Genomic DNA, 22,393 nt, shown 5'->3' on the forward strand with positions numbered 1-22,393 from the left:
CGGTCTCCTTTCGCACGGTCGAGGGGTTGGGCTCTGGTTGGCCGTCTTCCCCCGCAGGAGGTGATCGTTCCCCCGGCGGTTTTCGTTATCGTACGGATACCCCCCGTTCGTGACGACACCCTCCCGGAATTTTCTTCACCTTGAGTCGACGAACGGCCGCTGGGCGTCGACAAACGGGTGAAGGCCGGCATCGGCAATCCGGAGTAATGCCGCGTTTACGTTACTCAGAGTGTGTTATTAACTGCGTGCTTTGCGCGTCGTGATAGGCGACTTTGTTCCGGCCCGCACGTTTCGCCGCATAAAGCAGGGAGTCCGCGCTGCGCAGCTGCCGCTCGGGTGACGTCGGCGCGCCCGCGTGCGCCAGTCCGGCGCTGATGGTGACGTTCAGTCCCGGCTGGAGTTCTGACCAGGGGTGACGGGCGACCCGCAGCCGGGCGGCGTCGACGATGCGCACCGCCTGCCCGGCGTCGACCCCCGGCAGCCACAGCACGAACTCCTCGCCGCCGTAGCGGGCGCAGAAACCGTCCGGCGGCAGCTCCTCCTGGAGGAGGTCGGCCACCCGGCGGAGGACGCGGTCGCCGACGAGGTGACCGTACGTGTCGTTCACGCGCTTGAAGCGGTCGAGATCGATGAGCGCGAGGCCCAGCGGCGGCCGCGGCCGGGCCGTCTGGCGGTCGGCGAACGGTCCGTACAACCGCTCGTCGAGGTAACGGCGGTTGTAGCTCGACGTCAGCGCGTCCCGCAGGCTGCCGTCGCGCGCGATGTCCAGCGCGGAGCGAAGGTGCTGGTAGGCGCGGCGCCAGTCGCCCTGGGTGGCGAACAGGCCGGCGATGGCCTCGTGGAGCCGGAGCAGGTCCGGCGCCCGCGGGCTCCGGCGCAGCGCGCCGTCGTCCTCGGCGACCATGCCCACCTCCACCACGCATTGGTTGTCGTCGCAGTGGAGACCGCGCTTGAGGTGTCGGTCCGGCCGAAAGGCGAATTTAGCTCAACGGGACGACGATGGTTACTCTGAGGAGTTGCGCGCTCAGAGTCCGACGAAGGGCTCAAGGCCCTTGAGCTGGGAATACTGGTCCTTGGCCCAGTAACTCACATTAGCCGTTTTGTCGGTCAGCAACTGCTGGTAGTCGCTCCAGGCGACCCAGCGCCAGTCGCCGACCTCGGCCGGGTTGGGCTCGGGCTCGGCGTCGGCCCAGGCGGCGAACACCGGGCAGAACTCGTTCTCGACGATCCCCTCGAACGGCGGCGTCCGGTACCGGTACTTCGGCAGCACGCAGTGCAGCCCGGACAGCGACGGCAGCCCGAGCTCGTAACCGGCGCGACGGCCGACGGCGTCCTCGAGCGACTCGCCGGGCGCGGGGTGGCCGCAGACGCTGTTGGTCCAGACCCCCGGCCAGACCTTCTTGTGCAGCGCGCGCTGCGTGATCAACAGCGCGTTGTCGCTGCGACGCAGGACGTAACACGAGAAGGCCAGGTGCAACCGGGTGTGCTCGTGGTGGCTGGCGAGCTTCGGGCCGGTCTCGCCGGTGGGCACGCCGTCCTCGGTGACGAAGACGACCTGCTCGGTTTCGGGTTCGGTCGCGGTATCCACGCGCCCAGTGAACACGACGGGCCCGAGCGCCTCGTACCGCAAGGCGGGTGGGTTACCGGCGGTCCGCCCGCCCGGGTGACGGGCCGTCACCGCGCGTCGAGGTGCTCGACGATCAGCGAGGTGACGGCTTCCGGCGCCTCTTCCGGCACCCAGTGCGTGACGTCTTCGAGCATTTCGAAGCGGTAGGGCCCGGTGACCCGGTTCGCGGTGTCGAGGGCGGCGGTCGAGCCGAACGAGACGTCTTCGGTGCTCCAGATGTAGAGCGTCGGCACGGAGATCGGCCCGATCTTCCCGCCCGGCCGCCCGGCGCGGTACCAGTTGAGCGCGGCGGTGAGCGCGCCCGGCTCGGACAGCCGCCGCACGTAGTCGTCGACCTTGCTCGGCGAGATGCGCCGCTCGAACATGTCCCGCAGCGCGCGGGCGTCGTTCTCGAGCATCCGCCGCTCGGTGACGCGCGTCTGCCGCCACTCGGTCATGTACTGCGTCCGCAGGTACTGGTCTTCGTCGTTCTTCATGGCATCGGCGAGCGCGCCGGGATGCGGCGTCGAGACGACGGTGAGGCTGCGCAGCCGTTCGGGGTGCATGTCGGCGGTCCACCAGGCGACAGCGCCACCCCAGTCGTGGCCGACGAGGTCGAACTGCTCCCACCCGAGCTGTTCGGCGACGGCGACGACGTCCCCGACGAGGTGGTCGATCGAGTAGTCGGAGGCCGCTTCGGGCCGCACGTCAGGCGAATAACCCCGCTGATCGGGCGCGACGGCCCGGTACCCGAGCACCCCGAGGGTGGCGACCTGGTGCTCCCATTCGGTCGCGGCTTCGGGAAAACCGTGCAGCAACAGCACGGGCCGCCCGTCTTCGGGCCCGGCGGCGATGGCGTCGAAGGAACCGGCCTCGGTGGGGATGCTGATGTGGTCGATCACGCGCTCGAATCTACTTCGCGCGGTTGAACGGGTGGTGGCCGGTCAGAACCGTTCGATGCGGCACCGTGGTCCGAGGAGGTGTTCGCCGACGAGCCGGGTGTTCTTGCCGACGCACACCTTCAGACCGGAGGTCCCGGCCAGCGGCCGCAGGTCGACGTCGTCGCCGTAACTGTTGCCGAGCCAGAGCTTCTTCAACCCCCTGAGCCCGGCGAGCGGGCTCAGGTCCATGGTCGGGATGTCCAGCAGCCAGAGCGAGCCCAGTTCGGTCAACGCCGCCAAGGGAGTCAGGTCCACTTCGGGACAGAGCTCGAGCCTGAGCTCGTTCAGGCTGTGGGCCCAGTTCGTGAGGGTGGAGATGTCGCGCAACGCGGGGCAGTTGACGAACCGCAGGCTTCGCGGCCGCTCCAAGAACGACAGCGGGGACAGGGTTTCGAGCCGGGGAACCCGATGCAGCTGCAACGACGGCAGGCGCACCGCGGACGCGAGCTCGTCGAGCCGGCGCACGTCGTCGATCCACCTCAGGTTCAGGGACGTCAGGTCCGGCAGTTCGCCCAACCGGCCCCACCCGTGGGTCTGCACCTCGGCGTCGATTTCGCGGAGCGTGGGGACGTCCGCGAGCGGGCCGAGGTCGGTCGACCGGGCCGGGAGCTTCCCGGTGAGGGTGAGGTGGCGCAGCGACGCGCCCGCCAGCAACCGGAAGTCGTACCCGTCCAGGTCGTCGTAGCCTTCGGCGAAGCGGCAAGTGAGCCGTTCGAGGTGGCGTAGGTGAGGCAGGCCGGCGAGCATCGCGGGGTCCGACACCTCCAGCTGCCGGTCCGGCAGCTCGACGTCGGCGAGGACGCGCTCCGCGTATTCGGCCGGGTCGAACCGCTCCCGCGCCATGATCAGCTCGGGCGTCACGGCCCGGTGAGCGTTCCCGCGGTGGCGGGTGATCAGCTCGAGCGCGCCCGCGCCGCCGATCAGCGCCGCGGCGCGGACCGTCGACGCCACGGTCAGCGGCTCCCGCGGCTCGCGGGCCGCGAGGAGGTCCAGCACGAACTCGCCGGCGATCGCCAGGGATTCGGCGACTTCGAAGTTCTCGGGCGGGATCCGTGACGCCGTCCGCTGCTCGATCTCGGTGCGCAACCGCCCGGGCAGCTCGGGGGACGTCTCCAGGCAGGCCAGCGCGATCAGGTCGGCGTTCGGGTCGGTCGACTCGAGAATCCCTTCGATCAGCCGTTCGCGTTGGGCCGGGTGGGCGTGGCCCGCGGCAGCACGACGACCTCGCGCCATTCGTCCAGGTGGGCGTTCGCCGCCAGCGCCCCGATGTCGTCCTCCTCGACCGCCGCTTTGGCCGCGAGGTACTCCCCGAACGTGCGGTGGACGAAGTCGATCCGGCCCACCACCGGTTCGCGCAGCACACCGCCGCGGTCGAGGAGGTGGCGGAACACCTGGTGCGGGGTGGCCGCGATCTGGCCCATCGACGTCAGCTTCGCCGCGATCCGGGCCTCCGCGTCCGCCGCCGAGATGTCGCTGTAGCCGTTGCGGACCAGCCAGTACGCGAGGTGGCGCAGCAGCAGGAGCTTGTCCGTCAAGGACAGCCGGACATCCAGCTCGACGTGGCGCTCGAGGTCGCGGCTGTCGAGCAGCATGCGCAGCGCGACGTCGTACAGCTCCATCCGGTTGTCCGGCAGCTGCCCGTTCCCCTCGTGGTGCAGGGCGCAGAGCAACGCGCACAGCAACGGGTTCTCGGCGAGCCGGCGCAACGCACTCCGCGCGCCGATCGCGGCGACCAGCGCGTCGCCGCGGCCTTCGAGGGCGGGCATCGCCCGGTGCCAGCGCGCTACGAACGTCCGGACGTCGCGCGGGGTCATCGGCTGCAGGCGGACCTCGGTGAAGTTCCCGGTGGCCAGCCAGTTCGGGTCGACCGCCGCCGGGCGGGTCGTCACCACGTACCGGGCCCGCGGGAACGCGCTGATCAGCTCGCCGAGCCAGGCCCGGACCTCTTCGCGGCGGTTCTCGGGCAGCTCGTCGATGCCGTCCACGAGGACAACGGCCCGGCCCAGCCGCAGCCGCTGGTGCACCCAATGGGGCGGCATCTCGTCGGCGATGTGCCGGCCGATCTCGTCCAGGAACCGCTCGGGGGTGGGCAACGCGGCCTGGCTGAACCGGCGGAGCCGCAGGAGAAACGGCTCCAGGCCGTCCCAGCCTTCGATGTCGCCCAGCCGGCGGCTCGCGCACTGCACCGCCAGCCACTGCAGCAGCGTCGTCTTGCCGGAGCCGGCCTCGCCCCGCAGCAGGATCCTCGACGTCCGTGGCAGGACCTGCTCGATCCGGTCGCCGGCCGCGACGTTGCCTTCCGAGCTGACGCTCAGGCTCAAGTAAGCGACCGACAGCGGGTAGAGCCGGGTCGCGTCGGACAGGCCGGCCCCGAACAGGGCCATGCGGTCCAGCGCCGTGACCACCTGGCGGCGGAAGTCCGCCGCGAAGTCGTCCGGGTGGCGGCGCTCGGGCAGCGCGGCCAGCACGGTGCGGACCGTCTCGAGGATCTCTGTCTCCCGGCGGAGCACCTCGACCAGCGCGCCGGGCTGGAAGCGTGGCAACGTGCTCGTCACCTGGACCAGGTACGCGCAGCACTCCCGCAGGACCCGTTGGTACAGCTCGACGGCGTCCCTCGACAGCAGTGTTGTGACGTCGGGGACCGTGCGCAGCAGGTAGCGGTACAGGTAGGCCGCGTCGAGGTCGGATGCGAACAGGTCGTCGTCCGTCAACGCGGCGCTGTCCATCGTCTCGCGGGCCGCTTCCACCGCGGCGGCCCGCTCGTTCTCGGGCAGGGCGCGGAACTCGACGTCGATGAACGGCAGCAGCCGGTCCGCGACCCGGGACTCGAGGTTGGTGAACAGCAGCCGGAGCTTGCGGCGGTCGTTGAGGCCGGTGACCTGCTTCTCCAGCAGGTCGAACACCTTGGCCGAGGCGTCGGCGGCGCTCGGGCGGTCGCCGAGCCAGATCTTCGCGGCGGCTTTCACCACCGCAGTTGTCAACGCGATCGCCGAGGCTTCGAGGCTCACCGAGCCCAGCCTAGCCGAGCACCTCCTCCGTTGTGGCCACCGTCACCAGAGGTCCGTACAGCCGCATGATGTCCAACGCCTTCATGTGGCTCTCGTCGTCGACACCCGCGCATGCGTCCGAAACCACCGTCACGGACACGCCCGCGTCCGCCGCCGCCAATGCTGTCGACAGCACGCAGCAGTCCGTCGACACCCCGGCCAGCACCAGCCGGGACCCACCCACTCGGGTCGCCATCCGCGGGGTCCATTTGCCGAACGTCGTTGCGTCCACTGTGGACGACGGCTGGAATCCCGCCACCACCTGGTACAGCCGTGAATCCGGTGGCTGCAAGGCGAACGGCCACCGCTCGTAGTACTGCTTCCACGCTCCTTCCGGACGCGTGGGTGCGACGAACCGCGTGAACACCACGTTGTCGCCGAAAGCCGTCACCAGGCGCTGGATCGGGGGGACCACCTCGGCGAACCGCGGTGTGAACCACGGGCTCGCCTGGTCCGCGAACACGTTCTGCAGGTCGATGACCGCCAGTACCGATCTCACACGGCCTCCTGTGCCCGGATGCCTTGCCGGGTAAGCAAAGTCGCCAAGAAACCCAGGGCCAGTGCCAGCAGCACGCCGAGGTTCGCGAACGCCCACGAGCCGTCACGGCCGCCGAGGCCGAACGGCTCCAGCAGGTAACCCTGCCACTTCAGCCAGTCCGCCGACGTGTTCGTCACCAGGCCCCAGCCGAGCGCCGTCGCCACGAGCACCACGGTGATCGGCCCGACGCGGACGTCGCCGTAGCGGCCGGTCTGGTCGAACAGCTCCCGCTCGGCGTAGTCGCGGCGCCGCAGCAGGACGTCCGCGAGCATCACGCCGCACCACGCCGCCACCGGCACGCCCAGCGTCACCAGGAACCCCTGGAACTGGCCGAGGAACTCGCCGCCGAAGAACACGATGTAGACCGTGCCGAGGATCATCAGCACACCGTCGACCAGCGCCGCGACCGGGCGCGGCACGCGTAGGCCCGCCGACAGCAGCGCCAGCCCGGACGAATAGATGTCCAGCACCGCGCCGCCGACCAGGCCGAGCACCGCGACGATCGCGAACGGCACTAGGAACCACAGCGGCAGCAACGTCGTCAGCGCGCCGATCGGGTCCTTCGCGATCGCGTCGTTGAGCGAGGGTGACGACCCGGCCAGCAGCAGCCCGAACACCAGCAGCACCAGCGGCGCCACCGACGCGCCGAAGGTCGTCCAGCCGACCACGCCGCGCCCGGACGACGAGCGCGGCAGGTACCGCGAGTAGTCCGCCGCCGCGTTGACCCAGCCGAGGCCGAAGCCGGTCATCAGGAACACCAGCGCGCCGACCCACTGCTGCGCCGACCCGGACGGCAGCGCGCTCACCGCGTCCCAGTGGATGTCGCCCACCACGAGGACCACGTAGACCACCGTGAGCACGCCGGTGATCCAGGTGATCCACGTCTGCAGCTTCATGATCGCGTCGAACCCGAGCACGCCGGCGGCGACGGTCAGCGCGGCGACCACGACCAGCGCCACCACCTTCGTCGCCGTGCCGCCGCCCCAGCCGAGGCGTTCGAACACCGTCGACGTCGCCAGTGTCGCAAGCGCGGTCAGCACGGTTTCCCAGCCGACCGTGAGCAGCCACGAGATCGCGGACGGCAGCCGGTTGCCGCGGACGCCGAAGGCCGCGCGCGAGAGCAGCATCGTCGGCGCCGACCCGCGTTTGCCCGCGATCGCGATGAACCCGCACAGCAGGAACGAGAACAGGATGCCGACCACACCCGCGACCAGCGCCTGCCAGAACGAGATGCCGAAGCCGAGCGTGAACGAGCCGTAGCTCAGCCCCAGCACCGACACGTTCGCGCCGAACCACGGCCAGAACAGCTGCCGCGGCGTGCCGCGGCGCTCGGCGTCGGTGATCACGTCGAGGCCGTTGGTCTCCACCTTGAGCTTGCGTTCGGTACCGGTCATGACCCGTCCCTGGTCAGTAGGTGGTCGATCGTCGCGCGGTCCGGTGCGGTCGCCGGGCCGCGGCGGGTCACCGAGAGCGCGGCCGCCGCGTTCGCGCGCACGGCGGCGTCGAGGAGGGTACTGCCGCGGAGCAGCTCAGCGGCCAGAACGCCGCAGTGCGTGTCGCCCGCGCCGTTGGTGTCGACGGCGTCGACCGCGAAGCCCGGGACCTCGGTGGTCCGGCCGTGCTCGTGGACCCGGCAGCCCTTCGCGCCGTCGCGGACGACGGCGACCGGCGGAAGCTCGCCGAGCACGGCGGCTTCGCGCGCGTTGCAGCTCAGTATGTCTATTGTGGACAGTAAGGCATGGAGGTCTCCAGGGGTGATGTCGCTGACGAGGGGGCCGGGATCGAACAGGATCCGCGTGCCGGGAAACCGGGGCAGCCAGTCGAGAAGCGCCGCACGGTTGGTCTTATGCAACAGACTGTAGCCGGTCACGTACACGATGTCGTCATCCTTTGGGACGACATCGTCGAGCGCCTTCAGCCGTCCCTCGGCGCCGGTGCCGGTCGCGAAGGTGCGTTCGCCGGTCGGGTCGACCAGCGCGACGACCACGCCGGTGTCCAGGTCCGGCGTCGGCTCGTGGGCGAGTTCGACCCCCTCGGCGGCCAGCGCGGTCCGGGCTAGGTCGCCGAGGCCACCGACACCGTGGCTGCCCGCGTAGAGCACGCGGGCGCCGGACCGCGCGGCCGCGGCCATGACGTTGAAACCGCCGCCTGGCAACAAGTTCGTCGAGGACGCCAGCACGTCGCCGCCCGGCGGCGGCAGGGCCGGCACCACCATCACCAGGTCGAGGACGACCTGCCCGGTGTGCACCAGCCGCCCGGTCATCGCCGGCGCAGCCGCAGGAGCTCGTCGACGAGCGGCCCGAACTCGAGCCGGTTCACGGAAAGCACGGTCTCGACGACGTCCGGGCGGAACGCGCCGACGCCGCGTGTGGCGCCGAGCATTGCCCCGCAGATCGCCGCGACGGTGTCGGTGTCACCGCCGAGCCCGGCGGCCAGGCGCAGCGCCGCCGGCGGGTCGTCACCCATGGCCTCGGCCAGCGCGAACGCGGCCACGACGGACTCCTGCGACGCGACCGACGTGCCGATCACCCGGGCGACCGCGTCGGCGACGGCGGCCGGCGCCATGCCCCGCACCCAGCCGCGCGCCCAGCGGATCCGCGCGGCGATCTCCCCGCCCGGCGCCCAGTGCCCGCGTTCCCCGCCGACCACGGCGGCGCGCTCACCCGCGTCGAGCGCTTCGGCCGGGTCGGCGCCGTCCACCCCGGCCGAGACGGCGGCGGCGACCGCGGCGGCGGCCGCGATGCCCAGGCTGGTGTTGTGCGTGACGCGCGCGGTCGCGACCACGGCGTCGACCAGGCGGTGCAGGTCGTCCGAGGGGGTCGCGATGCCGACCGGCGTGACCCGCATGGCGGCGCCGTTGGTGGTGCCGGTGCGCCCGGCTTCGTCGGCCGGAACACCGTCCTGCAGGCGGGAAAGCGCGCGTTTGGTCGACGGGCCGAGCAGGTCCGCGGAGCCGCGGCGGACCATGTCGGCTTCCCAGATGAGCAGCGCGTCGGCGAACACGTGCGGTTCGACGGTGCCGCGGCCGTCGATGAGCAGCTGCGCCAGCAGCACGGCCTGCTCGGTGTCGTCGGTGACCGAGCCGGCGGGCATCAGCGGCGCGACCGGCTGCTCGGCGACGGCGGTGAGCAGCCCGGTGACCGGCCCGTAGGCGGCGGCGATCGCGGCCCGGGACATCGACTGCGTCGGCATGCCGAGCGCGTCGCCGACGGCCAGCCCGGTGAACGCGCCGAGCGCCCGGTCCCGCGCGTTCACCGGTGTCCGAAGGTGAGGTGGAACTGGAAGCGGTCCGGGTCCAGCAGGCTGACCACGTGCTCGACCAGCCGGCCCTCGACGTCGACGGAGGTGCGCTCGGCCCGCAGGAACAGCTCGCCGATGGAGCGGCCGAGGAGCTCGGCGCCGCAGGCGTCCAGCCGTTCGGTGCTGATCCACTGGTCACCGCCGACGGAGATCCGGCCGGCGGCTTCGAGCGTCTTGGTCAGGGAGCCGTCCCGCAGGCCGGTCTCGGGGAGCTCGGCGAGCGGGCCGACCGCGGGCACGGTGGCGGTTTCGAGCGAGACCCCGCGGTGGTGCTCCCGCCGCAGCCGCCGCACGGCGACGTAGGTCTTCTCGCCGAACTCCTCTTCGAGGGCCTGGTCTTCGACGGTCTCGATGCCGAGGAGCTCGGTGGTGACGGGGGCCCCGGCGTCGGCGAGGGCGCGGGCCCAGCCGATCCGCTGGTCGAGCTGGACGCCGTCGAAGGTGACGAACGAGCCGACGCCGGCCTGGGTGGAGATGAGCTCGAGCTGCTGCAGTTCGGAGAGCGCGCTGCGGACGGTGCCGCGGCTGACCTGGTACTGCAGGGCGAGCTGGTTCTCGCCGGGGAGGCGCTCGCCGTGGGCGAGGCGCCCGGAGCGGATCAGCTCCGCGAGGTCGCCGACCAGGTGCTGCTTCTTGCCGTACATGTACACACCTGTACACCGACAGTGAGGTCTGGTCAAGCGGCGACGAGCGTCCTGACCTCGGCGGATGCCTCCCGGGCCACCAGTTCACCGGCTTCCTTGGCCGCGGCGCCGGCGACCACCATGATCACCGCGAACGAGCCGACGAAGAGGGCCGTGCTCAGCCACACCATGGTCGAGATGGGCAGGGTGAAGGCACCGATCACCCGAGCGGCGCTTTCGAGCATGAACCCGACGCCCCAGATGAAGCTGGCCCGGCGCAGGACGGTGTTGAACCGCGCGTTGCCTTCGAGACGTTCCCACGCGGCTTCGTGATCGGCCTTGCCGTGGGTGAGGAACGGGCGCATGGCCTTGGTCATGATCGGCTGCGCGGTGAACGCGGAGACCAGGATGACCAGCCCGATGAACCCGCTCCCGATCGAGTCCTTGGCGATCATCAGCCGCGCGTCCCCGGCGACGAAGGTCAGCAGCATGCCGACGACGTTGGTCACGAGGACGACCAGCGCGAGGCCGTTGATGGTGCGGTGCCGGGCGAACTCGAAGAGGGTGCGGGCGAGCGGGACCACGCCGGAGAGGGCGAGCGCGGTGAAGTCGTTCACCCCGAAGGCGTGGAGCCCGTAGTAGACGCCCAGCGGCACGGCGATCTCAACGCCGAGCGTCCGGAGGAGGGAACTGAGGCCTGCTTCGTTCGTGGTCATGGGAAAAGCTTGTCGCTGGAAGGGGTTTCGCGGAGATGCGATCCGCCACGATCGGGGGATGACAGATGTCACGACCTCACGTTCGGCTCGGCCGGGTCGTCGAACGGGTATGGCGACATTTCTGCGTTTCACGATCGGCCTGCAGACCTTGGCCGTGTTTCTCTCGCCGGTTACGGCCGGCCTGTTGTTGACCACACCGAACGGGCATTCGCTGCACAGCGCGGCCGCGTACACCGTGTTCGTGGTGGCGATGGTTCACGTCGTGGCCGCGGTTCTGGCGTGGCGCCCGGGCGGAGGCTCACCCCGGCCGATCGTCTCGGCGGTGGTGTTCCTCGGGCTCGTGCTGGCGCAGGTGGTGCTCGGCATCGCGCACGTGACCGTGGTGCACGTGCCGCTGGGCGTGACGTTGTTCGGGTTCAGCCTGCTGCAGCTCAGCCGCCGCTCAGGAGTTCCGCTCGCGTCGAGGCGGACCACTGGCCTCGCCGCGGGAGGTGCTGGAGCACGGTGAGGCTGCGTGAGCACGACGAAAGGCCAGGCGGGCGTGCCTGGCGAGCAGGTCGTGGCGGTGGCCCGGTTCAGCCTCGACGCCGATCATCCTCGAAGGCATCCTCAGCGTGGCCCGCTGGAGGCCGATGCCGCGCCTGCCCGCAGCCGATCATCTTCTCTGCTTCGGTGTTCGGATCGGGCAGGCCCGCCGGCTGCGTCCGGTGCGCCGTCGGCAACGGCCCCGGTCGAGCATGGTCGGGTCAACGGTGCCGTTCAGACAGGCCTGCTTCGAGCACCGTCAGATCGCGCACCGCGTAACGGTGGTGCTCGGCTTCTTCCTTCAGCACCACTTTGAGGCAGCGGCGAACGACGTACTCCTGGTCGGGATACATCTCGGCAGGCTTGCGGCCGCACACCCGGTCGAGCTCGGCAGCGGTGAGCCCGTCGACGACTCGCCGCATCGTGGCCATGCGGGCGAGCCTGGACGCGAGCACCTCGTCGAGTTGGGGGTCTGCGCTGAGGGTGAGGCCGAGCTTCGTCGCCGCCTCGGGCGGTGTCCCTCCGGCCGGGAAGCCGAGCGGGTGGTAGGGCGCGTCCTCTTCGAGCACGGCGTTCCCGAGCCAGGCGTCGGAGGCGAACAGGAGGTGACGTTGGGTTTCGACGAATGACCACTCGCCGTCGACCTGCTCGTGCAGCTTGGCCTCGGGCAGCAGTCTCGCCCGGTCGAGCGTTGAGCTCCACGCGGTCTCGATGGCGTCCCAGGCAGCCCGGTAGTCCTCGGGAGAAGCCGCGTCCCGCGCCAGCACCCGTGCCGGGTGCCGGGCGTCGAGCTCACCCTCGACGTAGGCGGTCACGTCCACGTCGTTGACGACGAGGCGCTCGAAGTAACCACCGAGGTAGACGTCGCTGCCGTAGCAGTCGACGATCTTCAGGCCGTTCACCTCGCAATCGCGGATTTCGAGGCCGGCGAGGTCGCACAGGTGGATGCGAGCACCCCGGAACTGGTCGCTCTGGACGTATTCGGAAACCATCGATGAATTCTCACCCATCCGCTCCGGCCGCGCCACGTTCGGCAGCCGCAGTCGATCGGGCCGGGGTCGCCGCGTCGGTGTCGGGCCAGTTCCAGCGAAGCCCGAAACACCCCGGGCGGACGTTGCCCGCCGCGGCCGCGAATCCCGTCGCGGTCCGCCGGACGCCGCGGTGCGGGCCGGGTGCCACGACGGCGACCGCGGCCGGTGTCATCGGTGGTGTGAACACCGCCGTCAGCCGCAGATCCCGCACCGTGCGGTGGGTCCGGAGGAACCAGTGGTCATTGCGGACGTCGTCGTCGAACAGCACCTCGTACTCGATCCGGCCGGTTTCGGCCGCGAGCAGCGGCCGGTCCAGTTCCAGCTCCATCAACGCGAGCCCTTGCCCGGCGACGACCCGGTAGCTGCGAAGGACACAGCCGCGCGTTCTGCCGAGTACGGGAATCCGCTCACGGGAAGCACCTCGCACCAGCACGACGGCACTGCGGGCAGCCCCGGTGGCGAGCAGTGTCACGGCCGCGACCAGTCGCTGGTTCACGCCCTCGCGGTCGAGGTACAGGGTGTCGTGACGGGTGACCGCGCGCACCGGCGGCACAGCGCATTCGGCCAGCGCGTCGCGCAGGGAAACCGGTGCGCCCCAGGCGTTTGCCATCCGGTGTACGTCCTGAGTGGACCGTGCCGCCGGGCCCCGGCCGCGGCGGGCGCCGAGCAGCGCGGACAGTTCGCCGTCACGCAGCTGCAGAACCTCCTCCAACGCGGCCAGCGCCGAATCCACGTCTCGTTCGGGCCGGCTGCGACCGCTGCCCCAGTAGCTCAGAGTCGCGAGGCTGACCTTCGTCCCCCGCACTTCCAGGGCACGCTGGAGCTGGCGCAGGCTGAGCCCGGCACGGCTGATGGCGGTGCTGAGCGCGCAGGCGAAGGACGTCTCAGGCATGCGTCGATGATCCACGTTTCGGTCGCGAAGCACGAGGCCCGAATAACTGTTAACGACTTTCGCGGGGTACCCCGACGAGGCGACGCTCGTAGCATCATCGACGTCAAAACCGCTGCGGCACAACGAATCGCCGCCGATCACGAAGGACGACACCATGCGGAACACTGTTGTCACCCGCGTCGCGGCATGCGCGCTGGCCTGCGTCGCCGTCGCCGCGGGAGCCGCCGCGCCCGCCTCGGCGAGCGGGCTGCCGAGCTTCGAGACCTGGCTCGCCGACGTCCACCACGCCATGGCCGGCGGGACCGGCTACCTCGACACCCGGGTTTCCCGGGGCGGTTCGAAGCTCGCCATCGTGACCGACATCGACAACACCGCCCTCGAAACCCACTACCGTCCTGGCCACGCCACTCAGGACGTCCTCGACTTCGCCCGGCACGCCAAAAGTCTCGGCGTCAGCGTGCTCGTCGCCAGCTTCCGCAGCGACGCATCGGATGCGAAGGAGGCTCTGACGAGCGTCGGCTATCCCGTCGACCGGGTGTGCGTCCGCAAGAGCAGCGAGCAGCACGCGACCGACACGAAACAGCGCTGCCGCAAGGAGTACGCGGCCGCGGGCTACACGATCATCGCGAACGTCGGCAACCGCCCGGGCGACTTCACCGGCGGGAACTACGAAAAGGGCTTCAAGCTGCCCGACTACGACGAGCAGCTGTCCTGACTCGTGCGCGTGTTTCAGCCGCCGGAGTGCATGTCTTCCGCCTCGGGGACGCAGTCGTCGTCGGGGTCGTCCAGCCAGCCGTGGGGCAGCGTGACCTTGCCCGGCGATCCCTGACGGCCTCGCGGGCCGTCGGCGTTGTCCGGGAACGGCGCGGCATGGTCCAAGCGGCCGATCAGGTCGTCGAGCTCGGTCAGGCTGGACACCATCGCGAAGCCGCGGCGGAGCTCGGAGCCGACCGGGAAGTTCATGAAGTACCACGCCATGTGCTTGCGCAGGTCGCGCAGGGCCTTGGTCTCGCCGTCGTGGGAGATGAGCAGCTCGGCGTGGCGGCGCAGGACCCGCGCGACCTCGCCGAGGTTCGGCGGCGTCGGCAGGGCGCGGCCGGCGAAGGCCGCCTCAAGCTCGCCGAACAGCCACGGCCGGCCGAGGCAGCCGCGGCCGACGACGACGCCGTCGCAGCCCGTCTCGGCGACCATGCGCAGGGCGTCGGCGGCGCTGAAGATGTCGCCGTTGCCGAGCACCGGGATGCTGGTCACAGCCTCCTTCAACGCCGTGATCTTGGTCCAGTCGGCCTGGCCGGAGTAGCGCTGGGCGGCGGTGCGCGCGTGCAGGCTGACGGCGGCGGCGCCCTCGGCCTCGGCGATGCGGCCGGCGTCGAGGTAGGTGCGGTGGTCGTCGTCGATGCCGATGCGGAACTTGACCGTGAACGGCACGTCCCCCGCCGCGCGGGCGGACTCCCGGACGATCGCCTCGAACAGCTTCCGCTTGAACGGCAGTGCCGCCCCGCCACCCTTGCGCGTCACCTTCGCGACCGGGCAGCCGAAGTTGGAGTCGATGTGGTCGGCGAGCCCCTCGCCGACGATGATCCGGACGGCTTCGGCCATGGTCTTCGGGTCGACGCCGTAAAGCTGCATCGACCTGGGCTTTTCGTCGGCCCCGAAGGTCATCATGTGCATGGTGCCGGGATGCCGTTCGACCACGGCGCGGGCGGTGATCATCTCGCAGACGTAGATCCCGGCGCCGTACTCGGCGCACAGCTGGCGGAAGGCGACGTTGGTGATGCCGGCCATCGGAGCGAGCACGACTGGGGGATCGACCTGGTAGGGGCCGATCTTCAGGGCGGGCTTGCTCAGGGTGGCGGTCACGTCTCCATTGTCGCCTGTGGTGTCGGTCACGTCGACCAGGGGCCGGATCGGCTCAGGTGACGAGGTCGTCCCAGCGGACCAGGATCGCCGCCGCGAGGACTCCGGCGGCCAGGATCTTGATGATCACCAACCCGCCGCTCACGCCGCTGAACGACAGGAGGTCCAGCACCGCGCCGACCACGAACGCCACGCCGAACACCCGCGCGCCCCAGCGGCGGCGGAAGGCCAGGGCCACCACCGCGATCAGCTGGACCGCGGTCGCGAACAGGGCGAGGAGGAACCACGGTGACGTCTCGCCGCCGTGGGCGAGGTCGTCGGCCAGGACCGTGGTCCCGGCGACCAGCAGGACGATCGTGCCCAGGCCGAAGACGACCAGCATCACCGGCAGGAAGATCCGGCCGGCGCCGGTCGGGGTGGCGCGTTCGGGCAGACGACGACGGGGCACGGTGAGCCTCCGAGCGAGTCGGGAACCGCCAACCCTGCCCCGCCGCACGGCCGGCGTCCACGGTGCTTTTGCCGCCACCGCCGTAGGGTTCGGATCATGACGAACGAACCCCTGCGCTGGGGAATCATGGGCACCGGCGGCATCGCGGGCGCCTTCGCGGAAGACCTCCGGCTGACCGGCTCCGGCGTGGTGGCCGCGGTCGGGTCCCGGACGGCCGCAAGCGCGGACCGGTTCGCCGACCGGCTCGGCGTCACCACCCGGCACAGCAGTTACGAGGCCCTCGCCGAAGATCCCGGCGTCGACATCGTCTACGTCGCGACGCCGCACCCGATGCACCACGGCAACGCCAGGCTCGCGCTCGAGGCCGGGAAACCCGTGCTGGTTGAGAAGCCGTTCACGATGAACGCCGAGGAGGCGCGGGACCTCGTCGCGCTGGCTCGGGCGCGCGGGCTCTTCCTGATGGAAGCCATGTGGACGCGCTTCCTGCCGCACATCCGGCACGTGCGGGAGCTGCTGCCGCGGCTCGGCGACGTCGTCATGGTCACCGCCGACCACGGGCAGTGGTTCGCCGAGGACCCCGAGTTCCGGCTCTTCGCCCCCGAACTCGGTGGTGGCGCCCTACTCGACCTGGGGATCTACCCCGTCTCGTTCGCGTCGATGGTGCTCGGCGCGCCCGAGCGGATCGCCGCCATGGCCACCCCCGCCTTCACCGGCGTCGACGCGCAGATGTCGATGCTCTTCGGTTACGCGGGCGGCGCGCAGGCGCTGCTCGGCTGCACGCTGAGCGCGGTGTCGCCGACCACGGCGGCCATCGTCGGGACGGCCGCGCGGATCGAGATCGAGGGGCCGTTCTACGCGCCCGCGTCGTTCACCTTCATTCCGCGCGAAGGCGATCGAGCCCGCTACGAGTACGTCGACGAGGGCCTGGGCCTGCGGCACGAGGCCGACGAGGTCGCCCGGCTGCTCGCCGCCGGGGAGACCGAAAGCGCGCTCATGCCGCTGGACGAAACCGTCTCGATCATGGTGACGATGGACGAGGTGTTCGCCGCGACCAGGACGTGACCCGGGTTTGAGTAGTGCTACGGATCCGCAGGTGGGGGCCCATGGCCGACCCTGTCCGGTATGACCACCGAAGCAGATGTGCTCCTCCGGCTCGCCGGCGAGATCGACGACCTGGGGCGTCGTCTCGCCCTGGTGGGCTCCGAACTGCGGACTGCCCGCGCCGAACAGCCGAAGCCGGCCCCGGAGCCCGAGCAAGCCACGCCGCAGCCGCAGCCGCAACAGCCGCCGCAACAGCCTCGGCCGCAACCCCAGCAGATGCCGCCGCCGCAGCAGATGCAGTGGCCGCAGTACCAGTGGCAGCCGCCGCCCCAACGGCCGTACTTCCCGCCGCCGCAGCCGCCGTACCAGCCCGTTCCGCGTCAGACGCTGGGTGAGAAGCTCGGCAAGGAGGGCGCGGGCAGCCGCGTCCTGGCGTGGGTCGGTGGCGCCGTGACGCTGCTCGGCGTGGTGCTGCTGCTCGTGCTGGCCGTCCAGCGGGGGTGGCTCGGGCCGCTGCCGCGGGTGCTCGTCGGCGCCGCTTTCGGGCTCGCGCTGACCGGCACCGGCGTCTGGCTGCACCGCAAGCCCGCCGGCCGCACCGGAGCGTTCGCGCTGGCCGCCACCGGCATCGCCACGCTCTACCTGGACGCCGTCGCGGCGACAACCCTCTACGACTTCCTGCCGGTGCTCGCCGGGCTCGCCGCCGGGCTGGTGATCACCGTCGGCGGCCTGCTCGTGGCCGTGCGCTGGGACTCGCCGCTGCTCGCCTCCGCCGTGGTTGTCGGGTGTGTGGTCTGCGCGCCGATGATCACCCGCGGGTTCACCCCCGAACTGGTCACGTTCCTGCTGATGGTCCAGCTCGCGACGGCGCCGGTGCAGCTGCGCCGCGACTGGTCGTCGCTGACGCTGTCCGCCGGCATCCCGCCGCTCTTCGCCGCCGTGATCAGCACGGCGGTCGTGGGCGGTGGCGGCAGCTGGGCCAACACGGCCGCGGCCGGCGCCGCCTCGCTCGTCGGTGTCACGCTGGCGCTGATCGTCGTGCGCCGCCGCGAGAACGACGCCGCCGCGTTGTCCGTGCTGGCGACGTCCGTGCTGCCGACGCTCATCGCCGCGGCGCTGCTGCCGAAGGTGCAGGCCGTGCCGATCGCGGCCGGTGCGGGCGTCGTCCTGCTCGCGGTGTGGGCGGCGCGCCGCTGGTGGCCCGGGCTCGCCGGGCAGCTGGCCGGGCTGGCCGGGTTGCTGGCGATCCTGCAGGCGACGGTCACCCAGTTCGACGGCCCGGCCCGCGCCGCGGTGCTGCTCGGCGAGGCCCTGCTGCTGGTCGTGGCCGCGCTCGGCGGGCGCAACCGGTTCGCGCTGGGCGCCGCGCTCGGGTTCGCCGCGCTCGGCGGCCTGATCGGCGTCGTCTTCGACGTCACGCCCGTGCTGCTGATCGTGTACCGGACGCAGACGGCGGGCGACCTCGCCGGCGCGCTGGCGGTCGCCGCGCTGATCCTCGCGGTGTCGGTCGCGCTGCCCTGGGCGGCGATGCGGCTGGCGGTGTTCCGCGGGCCGTCCGACGACCTGCCGGTGTGGCTCCTCGCCGGGGTCGCGGCCCTGTACGGCGCCGCCGGGGTGGTGCTGTGCGGTTCGCTGCTGGCGATCCCGGGCCGCACCGGGTTCCTGGTCGGCCACGCGCTGATCACGGTGTCCTGGACGGTCGCGGCGTTGGTCCTGCTGCTGCGCGGGATCGAGGTCGTGGCGCTGCGGGTGACCGGCCTGGTCCTGGTCGGCGCGGCGGTGCTGAAGCTGGTGCTGTTCGACCTGGCGGCCCTGGACGGCTTGGCCCGGGTCGGCGCGTTCCTCGGCGCCGGTCTGGTGTTGCTGGCCGCGGGTTCGCGGTACGCGCGGCGGGTCGCCTCGCGGTAGACCGGGAAGAAACTGTCGGTGCCCCGTGGTTGTCTGGATCACACGACCGACGACCAGGGGGCACCGACATGGCCACACCGAAGCTTTCCGACCGCGCCGACGAGAAGATCGGCTGGTTGACCACTGTCACGCCGAAGGGGCGGCCCGCGCCACGACCGGTGTGGTTCGTCCTCGACGGTGACGACGTGCTCGTCTTCAGCCAGCCCGGCACCGCCAAGCTCCGGCACCTCGCAGCGAACCCCGAGGTGAGCTTCCACCTCAACAGCGGCGAGTCCGGTGGCGACATCCTCGTGGTGAACGGAAAGGCCGTCGTCGAGGCGGGCAAGGCTTCCGAGGCGCCCGGGTACCTCGACAAGTACGCCTCGTCCTACCCCGGCATCGGCTTCACGGCGGAGTCGTTCGACGCCGAGTACTCCGTCCGCATCCGCGTGGTGCCCGAGCGCTCCTGGGGGTTCTAGAAGGCCACGTCGAGGCAGGCCAGCCGCGCGCCCGCCGTGCCGGCGTGGCCGGGGTCGGTGTGCGTGTGGGTTTCGTGCACGACCACGGAGCCGGCCCGTCGCGCGCCGAACGTCCAGTCCACTGTGGACCGGCCGCGGCCGGTGCCGAGGCGGTCGGTGGTGAAGTCGAGCCAGATCTCGTTGCGGGGGTTGGCGTAGGCGGGGTCGACCGAGGGCTTGACCGGGTCCGGCACGTGCTGGAAGTGCGGCCCGGCCGCGTCACCGGTGGCGCCGCACGGCTTCTCGTGCGCGTGGGCGCCGTAGGCCCGGTTCGGCAGCAGGCCGGTGACCACGAGGGTCGTCGTCGTGCCCGAGCCGGCCGACAGGCTGAAGACGTGCGCGCGGGCGCCGGCCGGGACGAGGTCGGGGCGGTAGGTGGTCAGCGGGCCGTGCGCGGTCACCACGCGCACGGGCGAAGCGGAGGCGACGGCCGGGGCCAGCACAACGGCGGCAGCCGCGAGAGCGAGAGCGGGGAGAAGACGCATGGTCCTTCTCTAACCAGCGCGAACGGGCGCAGCCATGATCTTCACGCGAAAGAGTGACCGCTTTGGGGAGAAGGTCACTATTCTCCCATCCAGTGGGAGGTCCTGGCCGAGGTTATGGTTTCCGGATGGCCGAACAGACCGGCGAAACCCACAACCAGCAGCTGACGCGCAACATCGGCGAGCTGCTGCAGGAGCTGCGGGTCGCCCAGGCGGGCGTGCAGATCCTCTTCGGATTCCTGCTGTCGGTCGTGTTCACCGACCGGTTCCACGACGCCAGCGGGTTCGAGAAGTCGCTGCACCTGGCCGCGGTGGTGCTCGCGGTGGCGGCGACGGCGCTGCTGACCGCGCCCGCGGCGTGGCACCGGCTGCTCTTCCGCACCGGCAGCCGGGAGCGGATCCTGACCGTCGGCAACCGGCTCGTGCTGGTCGGGCTCGTCTGCCTCGCGCTCGCGATCACGTCCACCGTCGCGCTGATCGCGAAGGTGGTCTACGGCGAGGCGGCGATGATCGTCATGGCCGTGCTTTCCCTGCTGCTCTTCGGGATCCTCTGGTTCGTCATGCCGGTCAGGCTGAATCCGGAGAACGGCGATCAGCCGACGGGACTGCCCAGGTAGAGCGTGTCCTCCTGGACGAAGCAGAGCGGGTTGCCGAACGGGTCGTCGGCGTAGAAGGAGCGTTCGCCCCAGAACTGCGTCTCGATGGTGTCGTCGATCCAGCGCGGGTGGGCGGCGCGCACCCGCCGGAACGTCTCGTCGACGTCGTCGACCGCGAGGTAGACGATCCGCGGGTCCTTCCGCGGCCGCGGCTCGCGGTGTTCGAGCGGCGCCTCGACGCAGGCGAGCACCACCCCGCCGCAGGTGAAGTAGTGGCGGTTGAGCGCGATCCGCTCACCGGGGTCCCCGAAGACACCCGCGTAGAAGGCGACCGCGACCTCGATGTCGTCGACGGGCTGGATCAGCCGGAAGACCCGCGGTCCGCTCATGCGCGCACAGTACCGCTGTTCATCCCTCGTTCGACGGCCGTTGCCGGTGCGGACGGCCGGCGCCCGTAGCTTCCGGCCCGTGACTGACACCTCTCGCCGGACCTTCCTCCTCGGTGCGGGCGCGGCCGCGGCGGCGACCCTGCCGAACGTCCTCGCCGCGCCCGTCGCCGAAGCCGCCGGCCGGCACCGCCCGGACGCCGAAGATCCGCGGTTCACGCTCGTGGTCATGCCGGACACGCAGTACCTGTTCGACGAGGACCGCGGTGACGCGGCCCCGCTGGACGCCTCGCTGCGCTACGTCCTCGACGAGGCGGATGACAACGTTGTCTTCCTTGCCCACCTCGGTGACCTCACGCAGAACGGCCGCGCGGACGAGTTCGCCCGCATCAGCCGGTCGTTCCAGGCGCTCGACCGGGCCCGGTTCCCGTACAGCACGCTGGCGGGCAACCACGACATCGACGGTTCGAAGGACGACCAGCGCGGCCCTTCGCCGTACCTCGACGCGTTCGGCCCGCAGCGCCAGCGCTCTTCGCCGACGTTCAAGGGCGCGTCCAAGGACGGCTACAACACCTACCACGTCTTCCGCGGCGGCGGCCGGGACTGGCTGCTGCTGGCGCTCGACTGGCGGCCCTCCGCCGGCGGCCTGAACTGGGCGAAGCAGGTTCTCGCGCAGCACCCGACGCTGCCCGCGATCCTCACCATCCACGAGCTCGTCTGGGCCGACGACGACCACCAGGCCCAGTTCTCGACGTTCGGCGAGCTCGTCTGGAAGGAGCTCGTCGACGGCAACGACCAGATCTTCCTGACGCTCAACGGCCACTACTGGCCGACCGGGCGCACGGTCCGCAAGAACGCCGCCGGGCACGACGTCCACGTCCACCTCGCGAACTACCAGGACCGCTACTACGGCGGCAGCGCGATGATCCGGCTCTACCAGTTCGACCTCGCGCGTGGTGTGGTCGACGTCCGGACGCTGTCGCCGTGGCTCGCCGGGCAGGACCACCTGAGCGAGATGCAGCGGATCGAAGTCGAGCGCAGCGGCGCGGCCGACTACTTCAGCCTGGAGATCGACTTCGCTGAGCGCTTCAAGGGCTTCGCGCCGGTGCCGGTCCCGCCGGCGCGACCGGCGAAGCAGCTGCTCGTGCCGGGCACGGTCGCGTACTGGCGCTTCGAGGGCGGGCAGGACGGCAAGCCGGTGCCGGACGACGTCGTCGTGCGCGACCAGACCGGCCGCGGCAACAACCTCACGCGGGTCACCGCGCCCGGCAGCGGACCGGACGCGCTGAAGTTCTCCGGCGAGTTCTCGCCGCGGCAGCCGTCACGGGCGAGCCTGCGGTTCGACGGCGGCCGCGACCCCAGCCGCGGCGCGTACCTGCGCACGGTCGACGCGGCGCCGATGAACCGGCTGAAGTTCGAGCGCGGGTACACCGTCGAGGCGTTCTTCCGGCTGCCGGCGGACTTCAAGGACGGCCACCACGGCTGGTGCGGGCTGTTCGCCCGGCAGGGCAGCGGCGCGGCCGCCGGCAAGACCGGCGACGACCCGAAGGAGTCGGCCGCGACACTGTCCCTTTCGGACGGTGGGGAGCTGCAGTGGGCGGTGTTCCCGCTCAACCAGGACCGGATCTCGACGAACTGGGGCCACGAGCTGCCGGTCGAGAAGTGGTGGCACGTCGCGGTGGTCAACGACGGCCGCCGCACGACGGTGTTCGTCGACGGCTGCCCGGTGGTGCGGAACCCGGCCACCCCGGCGGTCGGCCTCGCGAACCCGGGCGGCTCGTGGCTGGTCGGCGCCTCGTCGTACGAGGGGAAGGTCGACCGGAGCTTCGCCGGGCTGCTGGGTGACGTGCGCGTGGTGGACCGTCCGCTGAGCGTGCGGGAATTCATGCTGGGCTGAGGCGCTCTTGACAGCGGGTGGACAATAAAAAATCGACGTGCCTTCCGAGAACAATAGGAAGA

24 protein-coding genes are annotated in these 22,393 nt (G+C 71.0%); 7 read left to right on the top strand and 17 right to left on the bottom strand.

Annotated features, from left to right (window positions below; genetic code table 11):
• Positions 1–220: 220 nt before the first annotated feature.
• The 11 genes from ACZ63J_RS22575 to ACZ63J_RS22625 form a co-directional block, all read right to left on the bottom strand.
• On the bottom strand, positions 221–904 hold the full coding sequence (locus ACZ63J_RS22575; RefSeq protein WP_465313005.1) for a GGDEF domain-containing protein: 684 nt from the start codon (positions 902–904) through the stop codon (positions 221–223).
• A gap of 120 nt (positions 905–1,024) precedes the next feature.
• Positions 1,025–1,588, bottom strand: coding sequence for an isopentenyl-diphosphate Delta-isomerase (gene idi, locus ACZ63J_RS22580; RefSeq protein ID WP_465402898.1), 564 nt, complete (start codon positions 1,586–1,588; stop codon positions 1,025–1,027).
• An 86-nt stretch (positions 1,589–1,674) separates the two neighbouring features.
• Entirely contained in the window at positions 1,675–2,508 is an 834-nt protein-coding gene (locus ACZ63J_RS22585) for an alpha/beta fold hydrolase (RefSeq protein WP_465402900.1), read from the bottom strand.
• Positions 2,509–2,550: 42 nt separating this feature from the next.
• Positions 2,551–3,780, bottom strand: a complete 1,230-nt coding sequence (locus ACZ63J_RS22590) for a hypothetical protein (protein WP_465402902.1) — start codon at positions 3,778–3,780, stop codon at positions 2,551–2,553.
• Positions 3,720–5,555: an NACHT domain-containing protein gene (locus tag ACZ63J_RS22595; RefSeq protein WP_465402904.1), complete on the bottom strand. Its 1,836-nt coding sequence runs from the start codon at positions 5,553–5,555 to the stop codon at positions 3,720–3,722. Before ACZ63J_RS22595 ends, ACZ63J_RS22590 begins: the two co-directional genes overlap by 61 nt.
• 10 nt (positions 5,556–5,565) lie before the next feature.
• Positions 5,566–6,093 carry a cysteine hydrolase family protein gene (locus ACZ63J_RS22600; protein WP_465402906.1) on the bottom strand — a complete coding sequence of 176 codons (528 nt, stop codon included), beginning with the start codon at positions 6,091–6,093 and terminating at the stop codon, positions 5,566–5,568.
• The gene (locus ACZ63J_RS22605) at positions 6,090–7,526 is read right to left on the bottom strand and encodes a purine-cytosine permease family protein (protein ID WP_465402908.1); all 1,437 of its coding nucleotides are present in this window, start codon (positions 7,524–7,526) and stop codon (positions 6,090–6,092) included. Before ACZ63J_RS22605 ends, ACZ63J_RS22600 begins: the two co-directional genes overlap by 4 nt.
• Positions 7,523–8,395 carry a PfkB family carbohydrate kinase gene (locus ACZ63J_RS22610; RefSeq protein WP_465402910.1) on the bottom strand — a complete coding sequence of 291 codons (873 nt, stop codon included), beginning with the start codon at positions 8,393–8,395 and terminating at the stop codon, positions 7,523–7,525. Before ACZ63J_RS22610 ends, ACZ63J_RS22605 begins: the two co-directional genes overlap by 4 nt.
• A complete protein-coding gene (locus tag ACZ63J_RS22615) occupies positions 8,392–9,387 on the bottom strand; it encodes an ADP-ribosylglycohydrolase family protein (protein WP_465402911.1) in 996 nt (331 codons plus the stop codon). Before ACZ63J_RS22615 ends, ACZ63J_RS22610 begins: the two co-directional genes overlap by 4 nt.
• The gene (locus ACZ63J_RS22620; RefSeq protein WP_465402913.1) at positions 9,384–10,076 is read right to left on the bottom strand and encodes a GntR family transcriptional regulator; all 693 of its coding nucleotides are present in this window, start codon (positions 10,074–10,076) and stop codon (positions 9,384–9,386) included. Before ACZ63J_RS22620 ends, ACZ63J_RS22615 begins: the two co-directional genes overlap by 4 nt.
• A 32-nt stretch (positions 10,077–10,108) precedes the next feature.
• Positions 10,109–10,771 (bottom strand): VC0807 family protein, encoded by a 663-nt coding sequence (locus ACZ63J_RS22625; RefSeq protein ID WP_465402915.1) that lies wholly within the window; start codon positions 10,769–10,771, stop codon positions 10,109–10,111.
• 109 nt (positions 10,772–10,880) lie between these two features.
• Between ACZ63J_RS22625 and ACZ63J_RS22630 the strand changes: the two genes are divergently transcribed.
• Complete coding sequence (locus tag ACZ63J_RS22630; protein ID WP_465402917.1) at positions 10,881–11,279, top strand: hypothetical protein; 399 nt, start codon at positions 10,881–10,883, stop codon at positions 11,277–11,279.
• Between the two features lie 238 nt (positions 11,280–11,517).
• On the opposite strand, the gene ACZ63J_RS22635 is transcribed toward ACZ63J_RS22630, so the two are convergent.
• Both ACZ63J_RS22635 and ACZ63J_RS22640 read right to left on the bottom strand, forming a co-directional pair.
• Positions 11,518–12,288, bottom strand: a complete 771-nt coding sequence (locus ACZ63J_RS22635; protein ID WP_465402918.1) for a DinB family protein — start codon at positions 12,286–12,288, stop codon at positions 11,518–11,520.
• 10 nt (positions 12,289–12,298) lie between these two features.
• A complete protein-coding gene (locus ACZ63J_RS22640) occupies positions 12,299–13,375 on the bottom strand; it encodes a hypothetical protein (protein WP_465439601.1) in 1,077 nt (358 codons plus the stop codon).
• Between ACZ63J_RS22640 and ACZ63J_RS22645 the strand changes: the two genes are divergently transcribed.
• Complete coding sequence (locus ACZ63J_RS22645; protein ID WP_465402922.1) at positions 13,374–13,934, top strand: HAD family acid phosphatase; 561 nt, start codon at positions 13,374–13,376, stop codon at positions 13,932–13,934. The two genes, ACZ63J_RS22640 and ACZ63J_RS22645, sit on opposite strands and share 2 nt — an antisense overlap.
• A 14-nt stretch (positions 13,935–13,948) precedes the next feature.
• On the opposite strand, the gene dusB is transcribed toward ACZ63J_RS22645, so the two are convergent.
• Together dusB and ACZ63J_RS22655 are read right to left on the bottom strand one after the other, a co-directional pair.
• Positions 13,949–15,079, bottom strand: coding sequence for a tRNA dihydrouridine synthase DusB (gene dusB, locus ACZ63J_RS22650; protein ID WP_465402924.1), 1,131 nt, complete (start codon positions 15,077–15,079; stop codon positions 13,949–13,951).
• A gap of 52 nt (positions 15,080–15,131) precedes the next feature.
• A complete protein-coding gene (locus ACZ63J_RS22655; protein ID WP_465402926.1) occupies positions 15,132–15,524 on the bottom strand; it encodes a hypothetical protein in 393 nt (130 codons plus the stop codon).
• Positions 15,525–15,620: 96 nt separating this feature from the next.
• On the opposite strand from ACZ63J_RS22655, the gene ACZ63J_RS22660 reads away from it, so the two are divergent.
• The 3 genes from ACZ63J_RS22660 to ACZ63J_RS22670 all read left to right on the top strand — a co-directional run bounded on the left by ACZ63J_RS22660 (position 15,621) and on the right by ACZ63J_RS22670 (position 18,931).
• Positions 15,621–16,586, top strand: a complete 966-nt coding sequence (locus ACZ63J_RS22660; protein WP_465402928.1) for a Gfo/Idh/MocA family protein — start codon at positions 15,621–15,623, stop codon at positions 16,584–16,586.
• A gap of 60 nt (positions 16,587–16,646) precedes the next feature.
• On the top strand, positions 16,647–18,473 hold the full coding sequence (locus tag ACZ63J_RS22665) for a DUF2339 domain-containing protein (protein ID WP_465402930.1): 1,827 nt from the start codon (positions 16,647–16,649) through the stop codon (positions 18,471–18,473).
• A gap of 68 nt (positions 18,474–18,541) precedes the next feature.
• Entirely contained in the window at positions 18,542–18,931 is a 390-nt protein-coding gene (locus ACZ63J_RS22670) for a TIGR03667 family PPOX class F420-dependent oxidoreductase (protein ID WP_465402932.1), read from the top strand.
• Here the strand turns inward: ACZ63J_RS22670 and ACZ63J_RS22675 are convergent.
• On the bottom strand, positions 18,928–19,455 hold the full coding sequence (locus tag ACZ63J_RS22675; RefSeq protein ID WP_465402934.1) for a superoxide dismutase: 528 nt from the start codon (positions 19,453–19,455) through the stop codon (positions 18,928–18,930). The genes ACZ63J_RS22670 and ACZ63J_RS22675 overlap by 4 nt on opposite strands.
• A 125-nt stretch (positions 19,456–19,580) precedes the next feature.
• On the opposite strand from ACZ63J_RS22675, the gene ACZ63J_RS22680 reads away from it, so the two are divergent.
• Positions 19,581–20,069, top strand: coding sequence for a DUF6328 family protein (locus ACZ63J_RS22680; RefSeq protein ID WP_465402936.1), 489 nt, complete (start codon positions 19,581–19,583; stop codon positions 20,067–20,069).
• On the opposite strand, the gene ACZ63J_RS22685 is transcribed toward ACZ63J_RS22680, so the two are convergent.
• A complete protein-coding gene (locus tag ACZ63J_RS22685) occupies positions 20,045–20,437 on the bottom strand; it encodes a VOC family protein (RefSeq protein WP_465402938.1) in 393 nt (130 codons plus the stop codon). The genes ACZ63J_RS22680 and ACZ63J_RS22685 overlap by 25 nt on opposite strands.
• A 79-nt stretch (positions 20,438–20,516) precedes the next feature.
• Between ACZ63J_RS22685 and ACZ63J_RS22690 the strand changes: the two genes are divergently transcribed.
• Entirely contained in the window at positions 20,517–22,331 is a 1,815-nt protein-coding gene (locus ACZ63J_RS22690; protein ID WP_465402940.1) for a LamG-like jellyroll fold domain-containing protein, read from the top strand.
• Positions 22,332–22,393 lie beyond the last annotated feature (62 nt).

The sequence above is a fragment of the Amycolatopsis sp. NPDC104863 genome (assembly GCF_055582965.1).

What these genes read in the sequence shown, in the direction of transcription:
- ACZ63J_RS22575 (WP_465313005.1), bottom strand. Translation starts at nt 904, where the DNA reads ATGGTCGCCGAGGACGACGGCGCGCTGCGCCGGAGCCCGCGGGCGCCG.
- ACZ63J_RS22590 (WP_465402902.1), bottom strand. Translation starts at nt 3,780, where the DNA reads ATGGCGCGAGGTCGTCGTGCTGCCGCGGGCCACGCCCACCCGGCCCAA.
- ACZ63J_RS22605 (WP_465402908.1), bottom strand. Translation starts at nt 7,526, where the DNA reads ATGACCGGTACCGAACGCAAGCTCAAGGTGGAGACCAACGGCCTCGAC.
- ACZ63J_RS22610 (WP_465402910.1), bottom strand. Translation starts at nt 8,395, where the DNA reads ATGACCGGGCGGCTGGTGCACACCGGGCAGGTCGTCCTCGACCTGGTG.
- ACZ63J_RS22620 (WP_465402913.1), bottom strand. Translation starts at nt 10,076, where the DNA reads ATGTACGGCAAGAAGCAGCACCTGGTCGGCGACCTCGCGGAGCTGATC.
- ACZ63J_RS22625 (WP_465402915.1), bottom strand. Translation starts at nt 10,771, where the DNA reads ATGACCACGAACGAAGCAGGCCTCAGTTCCCTCCTCCGGACGCTCGGC.
- ACZ63J_RS22630 (WP_465402917.1), top strand. Translation starts at nt 10,881, where the DNA reads ATGGCGACATTTCTGCGTTTCACGATCGGCCTGCAGACCTTGGCCGTG.
- ACZ63J_RS22635 (WP_465402918.1), bottom strand. Translation starts at nt 12,288, where the DNA reads ATGGTTTCCGAATACGTCCAGAGCGACCAGTTCCGGGGTGCTCGCATC.
- ACZ63J_RS22645 (WP_465402922.1), top strand. Translation starts at nt 13,374, where the DNA reads ATGCGGAACACTGTTGTCACCCGCGTCGCGGCATGCGCGCTGGCCTGC.
- ACZ63J_RS22640 (WP_465439601.1), bottom strand. Translation starts at nt 13,375, where the DNA reads ATGGTGTCGTCCTTCGTGATCGGCGGCGATTCGTTGTGCCGCAGCGGT.
- ACZ63J_RS22660 (WP_465402928.1), top strand. Translation starts at nt 15,621, where the DNA reads ATGACGAACGAACCCCTGCGCTGGGGAATCATGGGCACCGGCGGCATC.
- ACZ63J_RS22665 (WP_465402930.1), top strand. Translation starts at nt 16,647, where the DNA reads ATGACCACCGAAGCAGATGTGCTCCTCCGGCTCGCCGGCGAGATCGAC.
- ACZ63J_RS22670 (WP_465402932.1), top strand. Translation starts at nt 18,542, where the DNA reads ATGGCCACACCGAAGCTTTCCGACCGCGCCGACGAGAAGATCGGCTGG.
- ACZ63J_RS22675 (WP_465402934.1), bottom strand. Translation starts at nt 19,455, where the DNA reads ATGCGTCTTCTCCCCGCTCTCGCTCTCGCGGCTGCCGCCGTTGTGCTG.
- ACZ63J_RS22680 (WP_465402936.1), top strand. Translation starts at nt 19,581, where the DNA reads ATGGCCGAACAGACCGGCGAAACCCACAACCAGCAGCTGACGCGCAAC.
- ACZ63J_RS22685 (WP_465402938.1), bottom strand. Translation starts at nt 20,437, where the DNA reads ATGAGCGGACCGCGGGTCTTCCGGCTGATCCAGCCCGTCGACGACATC.